We start from the raw sequence: 13,089 nt of genomic DNA, 5'->3' as shown, positions 1-13,089 counted from the left end.
CCGCGCGATGGACACCGCGCGTTCGACCCCTCTCCGTACCATCCCCCTTTGTTCCCCGGTCCCGTACCGCTCCCCGCTCCCCGCCCCGGCCGGCGCGCTCGCCAGGCGCTGGCGGCCAGGCCGCCCCCGGGGGTCCCGCGGAACGACGACCGGTCCGCCGCCGCGGCGGCGGCCCCGAAGACCAACGGAAGGTGCCCCCATGCACGACGAGGTGAACCGCTGGCTGCTCCGGCGCTCCTGGAGCGTGGCCGACCGGCCCGTCCGGCGGCTGCTGACGGCGAAGCGGGCCGCCGGACGGGCCGGAACCGTCAGCGTCGTCCTGCCTGCCCTGAACGAGGAGGCCACGGTCGGCGACATCGTGCGCACCATCCGCGCCGACCTGATGCACGAGGTACCGCTGGTCGACGAGGTGCTGGTGGTGGACTCCGGTTCCACCGACGGCACCCGCGAGGTGGCCCGGGCCGCCGGCGCGCGCGTGGTCACCCGCGAGGAGCTGCTGCCGCACTGGCCGGTGGTGCCCGGCAAGGGCGAGGTGCTGTGGCGCTCGCTGCTGGCGGCGCGCGGCGAGATCATCTGCTTCGTCGACTCCGACCTGAGGGACTTCTCCTCGGACTTCGTCACCGGGATCATCGGCCCGCTGCTCACCGAGACCAGCGCGGCCGACGGCGGGCCGGTGCACTTCGTCAAGGCCATGTACGACCGGCCGCTGGAGCAGGGCGGTTCGGTGGAGCCGGCCGGTGGCGGGCGGGTCACCGAGCTGGTCGCGCGTCCGCTGATCAACCTGTACTGGCCCCGGCTGGCCGGCTTCGTGCAGCCGCTCGGCGGCGAGTACGCGGCGCGCCGCTCGCTGCTGGAGCAGCTCCCGTTCCCCTGCGGTTACGGGGTGGAGCTGGGGCTACTGGTGGACACCCTGCACGCGGTCGGGCTGGACGCGATGGCGCAGGTGGACGTCGGGGTGCGGCGGCACCGGCACCAGGACGGGCAGGCGCTGGGGCGGATGGCGGCGACGATCCACCGCACGGCGGTGGAGCGGCAGGCCCGGCTCACGCCGCAGCCGCGGCGGATCGGCACCGGCCCGGACGGCGGCCTGACCGCCGACCTCGGCGACACCCTGGTGCAGTTCGACCGGGTGCCGGGGCAGGGCTTCCGCCCCAAGGTGCACGCGGTGGCGGCGGACGAGCGTCCGCCGATGGTGCGGGTGCCGGAGTACCTGGCGCACCGCCGTTCCCTGGAGGAGGTGCTGCCGGCCGGGCTGGCGGGGTAGCCGGCGCCGGGCCGGCCGCGCGGGGCGCCCTCCGGCGCGGGCGCCGCCGGGGCGGTGGCCCGCCCGGGCCCGCACCGGCGGGCGGGCCACCGCCGACGCCGATCGCGCGGACCCGCCGCACCGGACCCGGCCGTTCCCCTTCCGGCGCGCCGCGCTGAGATCTTCGTCACCTCCCCGTGGTCGCACGGCGGCGCAGGGTGCACGGAGGGCGCCCCGCACGGCCACGAACGCGTTTGCGATCACCCGGGTGGGGGCAGTGCCTCTCGCATGGACCATCGCAGCGATCGCAGCGAGGGAAACGCATGAACGAGCGAATCGGCGAGGGCCCCGCGGCGCGGGTCCTCGTGGCCTCCAACCGGGGCCCGGTGTCCTTCCGGCTGGAGGCGGACGGCACGCTCTCCGCCCGGCGCGGCGGCGGCGGGCTGGTCTCCGGGATCTCCGCGGCCGGCCTCGGTTCGGACGCCGTGTGGGTGTGCGCGGCGATGTCCGACGCCGACCGCGAGGCCGCCCGGCGCTCCCCCGGCGGCCGACTGGACCGCTCGGACCTGCTGCCCGGCGACGGGGACGGCCAGGGCCTTCCCGTGCGCCTGCTGGACATCCCGCCGGAGGTGTTCACCGACGGCTACAACGGCATCGCCAACTCGGTGCTGTGGTTCGTGCACCACATGCTCTACGACACGCCGGTGGAGCCGGCCTTCGACGCCCACTTCGCCACCCAGTGGGAGAACTTCCGCGCCTACAACGAGGCGTTCGCCCGGGCGCTCGCCGAGGAGGCCGGTCCGGACGCCGTGGTGCTGGTGCAGGACTACCACCTGGTGCTGGTCCCCGGCCTGCTCCGCGCGCTCCGCCCCGACCTGCGCGTCGGCCACTTCTCGCACACCCCGTGGGCGCCGGTCGACTACTTCCGGATGCTGCCGGACGCGGTCGCCCGCGAGGTGCTGCTGGGCATACTCGGCGCGGACCGCGCCGGATTCCTCACCGAGCGCTGGGCCCGGGCCTTCGCCGCCTGCTGCCGCGACCTGCTGGCCGCCGAGGTCCGCGAGGCGGGCGCGCCGGACGCCGCCGGCGACGGCCGCGACCTGCTGGAGATCGTCCACGAGGGCCGCACCACCCGGATCGGGGTGCACGGCCTCGGCGCCGACGCGGCGTTCCTCACCGAGCGCTCCCGCCGCCCCGACGTCGACGCCCGGATGGCCGTGCTGCGCGAGCAGGTCGGCGACCGCCGGATGCTGGTGCGGGTGGACCGCACCGAGCTGTCCAAGAACATCGTCCGCGGCCTGCTGGCCTACCAGCACCTGCTGCGCACCCGCCCGGAGTGGCACGGCCGGGTGGTGCACGTCGCCTTCGCCTACCCCTCCCGGCAGGACCTCGCCTCCTACCGCCACTACACGGCGGAGGTGCGCCGGCTCGCCGACGCCGTCAACGCCGAGTTCGGCACCGAGGACTGGACCCCGCTGCTGCTGCACGTCGAGGACGACTTCGCCCGCTCGCTGGCCGCCTACCGGATGGCCGACGTGGCGGTGGTGAACCCGATCCGCGACGGCATGAACCTGGTGGCCAAGGAGATCCCGGTGGTCTCCGACGCCGGCTGCGCCCTGGTGCTCTCCCGCGAGGCCGGCGCCTACGCCGAGCTCGGCGAGGACGCCCTGGGCATCAACCCCTACGACGTGGTCGGCACGGCCGAGGCGATGCACCAGGCGCTCTCGATGCCCCCGGAGGAACGTTCCGGGCGGAGCAAGCGGCTGGCCGAGGCGGCGGCCGCGCTGCCGCCCGCGCGCTGGTTCATGGACCAGCTGGAGGCGCTGGGCTGAGCGGCGGCGCGGCCCGGCCCGCCACCGCACGGGCGGCGGCGGGCCGGGCGCGGCACCACGCCGCCACCAGTGGTCCAGGAGCCGGCTCGCGGCCTCGGAGCGCTCTCCCGCCGCGCCGCCGGAGCCGCCAGCCGCCAACTGCTAACTGCTAACTGCTAACCGAGGATCTTGGCGAGGTCGTCGAGGAGCGCCACCACCCCGGCCGGGCCGTCGACCTCGATGTCGGCCCGGGCGGCGAGTTCGGCGACGGCGCCCTCACCGGCCGCGCTGCACACCAGCACCCCGGCCGGCCCGCCGACGGATCCGCGCAGTTCCTCCACGGCCGCGTAGGCGGCCAGGTCCCCGAGGTCGTCCCCGGCGTAGAGCACGGCGGCGGCGCCGCGCTCGGCCAGGTAGCCGCGGAGCGCGGCCCCCTTGTCGACGCCCGGCGGGCGCAGTTCCAGCACGAACCGGCCGGGTTCCACGACGAGGCCGCAGCGCTCGGCGAGGTCCTCCAGGGGGCGGGCGAGGGCGGCCTGGGCGCCCGCCGGGTCGGGTGATCGGCGGGTGTGCACGGCGAGCGAGCGCTCCTTGTCCTCCACGGTGACCCCCGCCGTGGTGCTGAAGGCGGTGCCGTCGTCGAGGGAGCGCAGCAGCGCGGGCAGCTCGCGGCGGACGGTCTCCACCCCGGGCGGCGGCTCGGGAGCGGTGAGCCGGCCGGTGGCCGCGTCCCAGCGTTCGGCCCCGTAGTGGCCGAGCACGACCAGGCCGTCCAGGCCGGGGACGTCGGTGAAGCCGCCGTGTCGCACCGCCGAGGCGGCCGGGCGGCCGGTGACCACCACCACGGAGTCCACCAGTGGGGCCAGCCGGGCCAGCACCGGTACCGCCGCCGGGTGGGCCCGGGCCTGGTCCGGGTCGGGCACGATGGGGGCCAGGGTGCCGTCGAAGTCGAGTGCGACCACCGCACGGGTCGGATCGGACTGGATCGCGGCCCAGCCGCGGCGTCCGGCCTCGGTGGTCGGCTCAGGGGTTCCCATGTGCGGCTTCCTACCCTTCCCCGCCTGGGACACACGCCCGGCGGGAGTCGCGGGAAACGATCCGGTCGTCCGGCGCGGGCACCTCCCGGACGGCCGCGTCGGCGGCGGGCCGCCGCCTCGGTCCCCAGGATCGCGGACCGGTGGGCGGGCTGGGAACGGGGCGTGGCCTGGGCGGCGGCCGGCGCCGAGGCCGGCGCCGTGCCACCGTGCCGGCTCGGCCGCGCTACTGCGCCGCGCTACTCCGCCGCGGCCGAGGCGTCGGCCTGCTCGGCGACGGCCTGGAGGTCGTCCAGCACGCTCTCCGGGTCGCTGGTGGTCATCGCCGTGCCGATGGTCTCCTTCAGGCGGGCGGTGACCTCCGACCAGGCGGGCTCACCGGCCGGGTAGGGGTCGGCGTACGGCAGCAGGTCGATCATCTTCTGCAGGTTTTCGTCGTCGGCCTTGCGCTCCTGCATCAGCTGGGTGGCCGAATCGGTCACCGGCAGCAGGCCGTACTCGTCGACCAGCGAGTAGTGCTTCTCCGGCTGGTAGAGGTAGTCGAGGAACTCCCGGATCTCGGCGGCGTGGCCGTTCTCCCGGAACGCCATCATCCAGTCCGCGGCGCCCAGCGTGCCGGACTGCGCGCCCAGGCGGCCGGGCAGCGGGGCCACGCCGAACTCCAGCCCGGCGTGCTCGGCGAGCAGCAGCAGCGCGGGGTGGCCGACCACCATGCCGACACCGCCGCCGGCGAACATCTGGAAGACGTCCTGCCGGTTGGTCTGCTCCGGGTTCGGCTGGGTCAGGCCCGGCTCGACCAGGTTGGCGCGCACCCAGTTGAGCGCGTCGACGTTCTGCTCGGAGTTGATGGTCCAGTTCCCGGCGGCGTCGGTGTAGCCGCCGGTGTTGCCCATCATCCACACCATGGTCTCGGCCTGGGGCTCCTCCGGGCCGAGCGGCAGGCCGTAGGGCACCTCGACGCCCTCGTCCTTGAGCGCCTTGGCCACCTCGGCGAGCCGGTCCCAGGTGGTGGGCGGCAGCGCGATGTCCGCCTCGCGGAACATGTCCTCGTTGTAGAACAGCATCCGGGTGGAGGCGACGAACGGCAGTCCGTACAGGGTGCCGTCCACCCGCCCGGCCTCGGAGTAGGACGGGATGAGGTCGGCCTCCAGGCGGACGGACATGTACTCGGAGGCGGGGTAGAGCAGCCCCTCGGCGGCGTACCCGGCGTAGGAGCCGGACTGGACCAGGTCCGGGGTGTCGCCCTCCTGGATCATCTCCTCGACCTCGGCGTCGATCTCGGTCCACGGCAGCACCAGCGGCACGATGTCGATGTCCGGGTGTTCGGCCTCGAAGGCGCTCTCCGCCTCGGACCAGAAACTGGCGGAGCTGACGTTGGCGTCCGTCCCGTAGTCGGCGGCCACGATCTTGACGACCGTCCTGCCGTCGTCCGAGCCGCCGATGCCGAGGACGCCGTTACCGCAGGCCGTCAGGGTGAACGTGGAGGCCGCCGCGAAGGCCGCGGCCCTGATCCAACGCCGGTTCACTTCCGAAGTCCACCTTAGGTACGAGGCACGCAGCGTGAGGCCGCCGTTCCGGGACGCGCACGCCGGAGGGCTTTTCCATCGCGCTCCCGGGTGAAGGAAAGGGGCGCTCCGAATGTTTACACACGATTGCGGGTATGCGACACACCCCCCGCGAACCTGAAACACATTCATTCGACCGCTGATCGACGAACGGGTGGTCGGCGCGGGCCGCGCTCACCCCCGGCGGCGGCGCCGTTCCTCGCGCAGCCGGCGCAGCCGGCCGACCACCACCGGGTACTCGCGCAGCGCCTCGGGGCGGTCCAGCAGGCCGTTGAGCAGTTGGTAGTAGCGGGTGGGGGAGAGCTCCAGCCGCTCCCGGATCGCCTGGTCCTTGGCGCCGGGCCGGCGCCACCAGCCCCGCTCGAACTCCAGCACGGCGCGCTCCACGGCGCCGAGGCCGTCACCGCCCGGCCGGCCCGCTCCGGGCCCGTCGCCCGGCCAGGAGTAGGCGTCCTCCGGCTTGGTCGGCTCGGCCTCCTCCGGCGCGGCCCCAGCGGGCAGCGAGCCACCGGACACCGGATCCCCGGGCACCGAGCCGCCGGGCGCGGCACCACCGGGCACCGCCACGTCCTCGCCCATGCGCTTCCTCCTCGCCTCCATTGTCGCCGCCCCCTCGGACAGTCGGCCCCGCGGGTGCGGGCGCGGCGGTGGTGCCGGGAGGGCGGCGGCGGGGGCGCGGTGCCACGGGGGTCGTGCACGGCCGCGGTCCGCCCCGGGCGCGCGGGGGCGCGGGCCGACCGGGCACGGGGGACGGGGCGCGGGCGGGCCGGGCGCCACCGGCGGCGGACACCACCGGCGCGCGGGCGCCGCCCCGGCGCGGACGGCATTGGACTAGACCTTTCCCGGTGCTTCGGGACAGACTGTCCCCCGTGAACCACGTGATCGCCCTCGATGTGGGGGGCACCGGGATGAAGGCTGCCCTGGTCGGGCCGGACGGCCGCGTCCACTACGAGGAACGCCGCCCCACCCACCGCGAGCGCGGCCCCGAGGCCGTGACCGAGGCGATCTGCGAGTTCGTGCTCGCCCTGCGCGACGAGGGCGTCCGCCGGCTCGGCGAGGGCCCCCGGGCGGTCGGCCTGGCCGTCCCCGGCACCATCGACGAGGCCACCGGCACCGTCGTCTTCGCCGCCAACATCGGCTGGCGCGACGTGCCGCTGCGCGAGCTGCTCACCCGCCGGCTCGCCGCCGACGGCCAGCACCCCGTCCCCGTCGCGCTCGGCCACGACGTGCGCTCCGGCGGACTGGCCGAGGGACGCCTGGGCGCCGGCCGCGGCGCCGGCCGTTTCGTCTTCGTCGCCCTGGGCACCGGCATCGCCGGGGCCATCGGCCTGGACGGTCGGATCGAGGCCGGCGCGCACGGCTACGGCGGCGAGATCGGCCACGTCGTGGTCCGCCCCGGCGGACGGCCCTGCGGCTGCGGCGCCCGCGGCTGCCTGGAGACCTACGCCTCCGCCGCCGCCGTCGGCCGCGCCTGGGCCGAGGCCCGCGGCGGAGCCGACGCCGGCGGACGGACCACCGCCGGCGCCGCCGACTGCGCCCGCGCCGTGGCCGCCGGCGACCCGGTCGCCGGCGCCGTCTGGCAGGAGGCCGTCGACGCGCTGGCCGACGGCCTGCTGGTCTGCCTGAGCCTGCTCGACCCCGGCACGGTGATCGTCGGCGGCGGCCTCGCCGAGGCCGGCGACACCCTGTTCGACCCGCTGCGGCGCGCCGTGCGGGACCGCCTCACCTTCCAGGTGCCGCCGCGGCTGGTCCCGGCGACGCTCGGGGACACAGCCGCTTGCCTGGGCGCGGGCCTGCTCGCCTGGGACCTGATCTCGCAGGAGGTAACCGCGTGACCACCCGAACCCAAGCGCTCACCGGGGCGGACGTCGTCCTGCCCGGCGGCGTGGCCCGCGGCGGCCGGCTGCTCGTCCGGGACGGCCGGATCGCCGAAGCCCCCGCTGCCCCGGCCGACAGGACCGACGGAACGGCCGCGACCGCGACCACGGCCCCGGCCCCCGCCCCCGGAACGGCCGAGCTCGACCTGACCGGCCACTGGATCGTCCCCGGCTTCGTCGACATGCACGTCCACGGCGGCGGCGGCGCCTCCTACACCTCCGGCGACCCGGAAGAGGCGCTGCGCGCCGCGCGCACCCACCTCGCCCACGGCACCACCACCACCATGGCCAGCCTGGTCACCGGCGACCTCGACGACCTCGCCCGCTCCGCCGCCGCCTTGGCCGAACTCGTCCACGACGGCGAGATCGCCGGCCTGCACTTCGAAGGGCCGTTCATCAACCCCGGCCGCTGCGGCGCCCACGACCCCACCCTGCTGCGCGCCCCCGACCCGGCCGAGGTCCGCAAGCTCCTCGACGCCGCCCGCGGCACCACCCTGATGGTGACCCTCGCCCCCGAACTCGACGGCGGCCTGGACTCCGTCCGCCTCCTCGCCGAACACGGCGTCATCGCCGCCGTCGGCCACACCGACGCCGACTACGCCACCACGCGCCGGGCCGTGGACGCCGGCGCCACCGTCGCCACCCACCTGTTCAACGCCATGCCCGGCCTCGGCCACCGCGCCCCCGGCCCGGTCGCCGCCCTGCTGGAGGACGAACGGGTCACCGTCGAGCTGATCAACGACGGCGTCCACCTCCACCCGGCGGTCATGGAGCTCGCCTTCCGCGCCGCCGGCGCCGCGCGCGTCGCCCTCGTCACCGACGCCATGGGCGCCGCCGGCATGGGCGACGGCCGCTACCACCTCGGCCCGCTGGAGGTCGACGTCACCGAGGGAGTGGCCCGCCTGGTCGAGGGCGGCGCCATCGCCGGCAGCACCCTCACCCTCGACGAGGCGCTGCGCCGGGCCGTGCTGGTCGACCGGATCCCCATCGAGCAGGCCGTGCGCGCGCTCAGCGGCAACCCCGCCCGCCTGATGGGCCTCGGCGAGCGCGTCGGCTCCCTGGAAGCCGGAAAGGACGCCGACCTGGTGGTGCTCGACGCCGAACTGCGCGTCGTCGCCGTGATGCGCCGCGGCGCCTGGGTGCACGGCGCCGACCGCCTGCCGGGCACCTGAGCCGGAGCAGCCGCCGCGGAACCGGCGCGGTACCGGCGCAAAGGAACCGGGAAGCACCGCAAAGGCCCACGGCGGGCGCGGAGAACCCTCCGCGCCCGCCGTGGGCCTTTCCTTCTCCAGCGTTACTCCCGCGCCAGCCACATCCGGTCGAGGACGTAGTGGCACTTGTCCGCCGCCCCGCAGCCGAGCTGGATGGTGTTCTCGCCCTCCTCCAGTTCGACTATCGCGTAGGTGCTCTCGGAGGCCGACCAGTCGCCGACCGCGGCGTTGAAGTTGCGCATGTTCATGTGGTGGGACGATTCCTCACCGTTGACCACGTAGGTGGCCGACGCCTGGTCCTCCTCCGACTTCTCCTCCGTGGAGTTGGAGTACTGGACGTACAGCCGGTAGGTGCCGGCCTCGGGCACCTCCACCGTCCACAGCACCGCCGCGTTCGGCTGGTCCAGGCCCGCCACGTACGCCCCGTTGGCGCTCTCGGCGCCCGGCAGCTGGGTGGTCAGGGCGGCGCCGCCGATCAGCTGGAAGTCGGAGGAGTCGGCGGACGGCAGCTCCCCGGCCTCCTCGGAGGAGGACGGCGAGGCGGACGGGGAGGCGCTCTCGGACGGATCCGTGCCCGTCCCGTCGTTCCCGGGCTGGGCGCTCGGGCTGGTGCTGCCCTGCGTCTGCGGATCGTCGCCGCCGTCGTCGGCGTTGTTGGCCACCAGGGCGGCGGTGATGCCGATCGCCACCGCCGCCACCACGGCGATGGCCGCGATCAGCGGCCCCTGGCTGCGCCGCGGGGGCTCCTGACGGGCCGCGCGGCGCCCACCGGCCGGAGCGGGCTGCTGCGGCTGCGCCGGCGCGCGGTGGCCGGCCTCCGGCTGCTGCGGGTAGCCCCCGGCCGTGCGCTGCGCGGCCGCCTGCCGGCGGTGGTCGTTCGCGCCGACCCTGGTCGCCTGGTGGTACGAGGTACGCGGCACGTTGCCCTGCGCCGCGCCGCCGGCCCCCTGCTGACCACCACCGTGCTGGGCGCCGGCGTTCGGCCCTTCCGCACCGCCCTCCGGGCGGTAGAGGTAGGCGAACGGGTCGTCGCCCTCAGGCGTGCCGTTGCTACCGGCCGTCATCCGGTCGTCAACTCCCCACTCGTGAGATTCTCGCGTCCGTGCCGCGCCGATGGTCACCCATGCGCCCACCCGATGGCCAGCCTCGCTGGTGAGGGCACGTGCGCGGTTGGTGTTCGAGCGCCCGACGACACGGTCGCCGAGAGCGCAGCCTACCCCGCCCCGTGCCGCGTTCCGTTCCCGCCGCCGCGGTCCCCGCCGGACGCAACCGCCGGGTCGGCTCCCGGCGTCCTGACGGTGCGGGCCGGGTCACGGCCGCCGGTCCACCGGCCCCGCCGACCCGCCGTCCCACCACTGCGCGCCCGGCCGATCCCCCTCCCCCGTTCCCCTCCTCTTTCCTTCCTCTTCCCCTCCCCGTTCTCCCCGTCTCCGGGTCTCCAGCGCCCACCGCGCTCCGCGCGGCGTCCACCGGGCATGGGGCGTTCCGCTCCCGGCGGCGTCCCCGCGGCGCCACCGCCCTGCCCACGACTCCCGGCCGCCCCGACGGCTCAGACGGCCCGGCGCTGCGACCGCGACCGGGTGCGCTTGTCGCTGTACATCCGCTGGTCGGCGGCGCGCAGCACGTCGTCCGCGGTCATCCCGCAGCCCGCCCAGCCCACGCCGAAGCTGGCCCCGACCCGCACCGCGCGCCCGTCCACCCGGATCGGGTGCGCCAGCACGGTGCGCAGCCGGGCCGCGAGGTCACGCACCTCCTCCCGGCCGATGCCGTCGGCCAGCACCACGAACTCGTCACCGCCCAGCCGGGCCACCGTGTCCCCCTCGCGGACCGCGCCGGTCAGCCGGCGGGCCACCTCCACCAGCACCGCGTCCCCGGTGTGGTGACCGAACCGGTCGTTGATCGACTTGAAGCCGTCGAGGTCGCAGAAGAGCACCGCGAGCCCGCGCGACGGCTCGCCGTCCGCCCCGCGGCGGTCGGCCGGCCCGGGTTCGCAGACGTGCTGGTGCTGCCCGGGCTCCCCCTCCTCCGCGCCGCCGGCCCCGTCGTCCCGGCGCTCCCGGGCGTACCCGGCCTGCACGGCCATGCCGTAGTCCAGGCTGCACAGCCTGCGGGCCAGCCGGGCGCGCAGCTCGGCGCTGTTGGGCAGCCCGGTCAGCGCGTCGTGGCTGGCCCGGTGCGCCAGCATCAGCTCGTGGCGCTTGCGCTCCTCGATGTCCTCCACGTGCGTGAGCAGGTAGCGCGGCGTGTCGGTGGCGTCCTTGACCACCGAGGTGCGCAGGCACACCCACCGCCAGTCGCCGTCCCGGCAGGCCAGCCGGACCTCCATCTCCCGGCCGACGACGGTGTCGGCCTCCAGCACCGCCATGTCGTCCGGGTGCACCAGGTGGTGCAGGGAGATCTCCCGCAGCCCGGTCGGGGTCAGCCCGAGCATCCGGCACAGCGCGGCGTTCACCCGCAGCAGCTTGCCCTCGTGCCGGGAGTGCAGCTCGGCCATGGCCATGCCGCTGGGCGCGTACTCGAAGGCGGCGCGGAAGCTCTCCTCGCTCGCCCGCAGCGCCTGCTGCTCGCGTTCCAGGCGGGTCATGGCCCGCTGCATGTCGGCGCGCAGCCGCGCGTTGCTGATGGCGATGGACGCCTGCGCGGCGAACATCTCCAGCCCTTCCCGCTGCCACAGCGCGGGCCGTTCCGCCCCCGCCGGCAGGTCCACGGAGAGCACGCCCTGCAACTCGCCGCCGGAGGTGTGCATCGGGGCGAGCAGGACGTCCCCGGGACACCAACCGGCCGGCGCGCCGACCGCCTCCTCCCCGGGCTCCGGCCCGGGTATCCACTCCGTGGCCGCGCCCGGCTCGGCCCACCGCCCCGCCGCCCCACCGGGGTCGACGGGCCCGACCGGCTCCGCGGGCGCGGCGGCGCGGCCGGCGGGCGCCACCGGCCGCGGGAGCCCCACGGCGGGCTCCACCGGCCCGGTGGGGCATCCGGCCGCGTCGGCCCAGCCGGGCAGCGCCCCGGCGGACAGCACGGCCTCGTCGTGCGGCACGAAGCGCAGCGTGCCCCACTCCTGGCCGCGGGTGAGCAGCCGCTCCCACTGGTCCCGCCGTCCCACGCGGCCGAGCAGCGCGCGGCGCGCCTGCTCGTCGCCGGAGACGGCGCAGACCGTGAGGTCTCCGTCGGCCCGGACCAGGTTCACCACCGCGACGCCGAAGGACAGGCTGGCGACCACGCCGTCAGCCACCGCGTGCAGGGTGTCCGGAAGGCTCCGGGCAGCGTTCAGCTCGGCCACCACGCGGTGCAGCCGCCGCATCGTCTCCAGCCGAACAAAGGTCTCCGAATCGGCTTCCATCCGACTCCCCGAGTGCCTAGCAGGGGTCTTACCAGGTCCTGGGCATCTGGTGGTCCGCAGTACTCCCGTCCCGCCGTGCTCCGGCGCGTCCATGCGTCGTCGCTTCCGTCGTCGCTTCCGGTCGTGTCGTGTTTCTTCCGCCTCGTTCTGGTGGAGCTGGTGGTGCTGGTCCGATCCTGGTCCGTCGTGGCGGTCGCGGTCCCCGGTTCGGTCTCACTCGTTATGGACGTCTGCCGTCCTGGGCACCGGTTGCCACTCTTCCGAGTGACACCGGTGCGTACAGGATGCACCACCCAATGCGACTGATGCGCCCGGTCCGCCCGACATGGTCGGGATGCGCCGGGTAACAGCTCGGCAACCCCTCGTCCGACGCGGGTGCGACGGAGCGCCGGGGTGTGCGCCGCCCGCCCCGGTGTTCCCGTCACGCCAGGCGGTCCACCATCCTGGAGGGGTGACGGAACGAGGTTTGGAAACGGTGCCCGAGGCCACGGCGGACGACTTCAAGGCGGCGATGTCGCGACTGGCGGCGGGGGTCACCCTGATCACCGCCCACGACCCCGAGGACGGCCCGGCCGGCGAGGACGTCGGGATGACCGCCACCGCGTTCATGTCCGTGTCACTGGACCCGCTGCTGGTGCTGGTCAGCCTGCGCGCGGAGTCCCGGATGGAGGAGGTGCTGTCGCGGCAGCCGTGCTGGGCGGCCTCGATCCTGTCCGAGAGCCAGCGCCACATCGCGGGGCGCTTCGCCATGCGGGGGCGGATCAGCGATCGGCTGCTCTTCGAGGACATCTCCTACTACCGGGGCGCGCACTCCGGGGCGCCGGTGGTGAGCGGCTCGCTGGCCGCCGTGGAGTGCCGCACCGAGCAGCGCGTCCCGGCCGGGGACCACGTCCTGGTGATCGGGCGGGTGCTCTCCGTGCGCACCCACAGCCCCGAGGGCGCCCCGCTCACCTACTTCCGGGGCCGCTACCGGCGCCTGGGCTCCTGACGGCCGCCCGGGTTGCCGGG

The 13,089-nt window shown here is 75.6% G+C and carries 10 protein-coding genes; 5 read left to right on the top strand and 5 right to left on the bottom strand.

The features are described 5' to 3' along the window. Positions 1-199: 199 nt before the first annotated feature. Both FHU37_RS23065 and FHU37_RS23060 read left to right on the top strand, forming a co-directional pair. A complete protein-coding gene (locus FHU37_RS23065) occupies positions 200-1,264 on the top strand; it encodes a glucosyl-3-phosphoglycerate synthase (RefSeq protein ID WP_179816604.1) in 1,065 nt (354 codons plus the stop codon). A 302-nt stretch (positions 1,265-1,566) separates the two neighbouring features. After that, on the top strand, positions 1,567-3,075 hold the full coding sequence (locus tag FHU37_RS23060; protein WP_179816603.1) for an alpha,alpha-trehalose-phosphate synthase (UDP-forming): 1,509 nt from the start codon (positions 1,567-1,569) through the stop codon (positions 3,073-3,075). Between the two features lie 155 nt (positions 3,076-3,230). Here the strand turns inward: FHU37_RS23060 and otsB are convergent, their stop codons facing one another. From otsB to FHU37_RS23045, 3 genes are all read right to left on the bottom strand, one after another. Continuing rightward, positions 3,231-4,091 carry a trehalose-phosphatase gene (otsB, locus tag FHU37_RS23055; RefSeq protein WP_179816602.1) on the bottom strand — a complete coding sequence of 287 codons (861 nt, stop codon included), beginning with the start codon at positions 4,089-4,091 and terminating at the stop codon, positions 3,231-3,233. Between the two features lie 236 nt (positions 4,092-4,327). Next, entirely contained in the window at positions 4,328-5,614 is a 1,287-nt protein-coding gene (locus FHU37_RS23050) for an extracellular solute-binding protein (protein ID WP_179816601.1), read from the bottom strand. Positions 5,615-5,827: 213 nt separating this feature from the next. Continuing rightward, the gene (locus tag FHU37_RS23045) at positions 5,828-6,232 is read right to left on the bottom strand and encodes a DUF3263 domain-containing protein (protein ID WP_179816600.1); all 405 of its coding nucleotides are present in this window, start codon (positions 6,230-6,232) and stop codon (positions 5,828-5,830) included. A gap of 290 nt (positions 6,233-6,522) precedes the next feature. Between FHU37_RS23045 and FHU37_RS23040 the strand changes: the two genes are divergently transcribed. Together FHU37_RS23040 and nagA are read left to right on the top strand one after the other, a co-directional pair. Continuing rightward, positions 6,523-7,488, top strand: coding sequence for an ROK family protein (locus FHU37_RS23040; RefSeq protein ID WP_179816599.1), 966 nt, complete (start codon positions 6,523-6,525; stop codon positions 7,486-7,488). Continuing rightward, the gene (gene nagA, locus FHU37_RS23035) at positions 7,485-8,702 is read left to right on the top strand and encodes an N-acetylglucosamine-6-phosphate deacetylase (RefSeq protein WP_179816598.1); all 1,218 of its coding nucleotides are present in this window, start codon (positions 7,485-7,487) and stop codon (positions 8,700-8,702) included. Before FHU37_RS23040 ends, nagA begins: the two co-directional genes overlap by 4 nt. A gap of 122 nt (positions 8,703-8,824) precedes the next feature. Here nagA and FHU37_RS23030 read toward each other — a convergent pair whose 3' ends face one another. Next, positions 8,825-9,805, bottom strand: coding sequence for a carbohydrate-binding protein (locus FHU37_RS23030; RefSeq protein ID WP_179816597.1), 981 nt, complete (start codon positions 9,803-9,805; stop codon positions 8,825-8,827). Between the two features lie 485 nt (positions 9,806-10,290). Next, positions 10,291-12,081, bottom strand: a complete 1,791-nt coding sequence (locus FHU37_RS23025) for a GGDEF domain-containing protein (protein ID WP_246451239.1) — start codon at positions 12,079-12,081, stop codon at positions 10,291-10,293. A gap of 511 nt (positions 12,082-12,592) precedes the next feature. Between FHU37_RS23025 and FHU37_RS23020 the strand changes: the two genes are divergently transcribed. Beyond that, positions 12,593-13,069: a flavin reductase family protein gene (locus tag FHU37_RS23020; protein ID WP_246451350.1), complete on the top strand. Its 477-nt coding sequence runs from the start codon at positions 12,593-12,595 to the stop codon at positions 13,067-13,069. Positions 13,070-13,089: the final 20 nt, after the last annotated feature.

This window comes from Allostreptomyces psammosilenae (assembly GCF_013407765.1).
Classification (GTDB): domain Bacteria; phylum Actinomycetota; class Actinomycetes; order Streptomycetales; family Streptomycetaceae; genus Allostreptomyces; species Allostreptomyces psammosilenae.
This window is presented reverse-complemented; position numbering and strand designations above follow the sequence as displayed.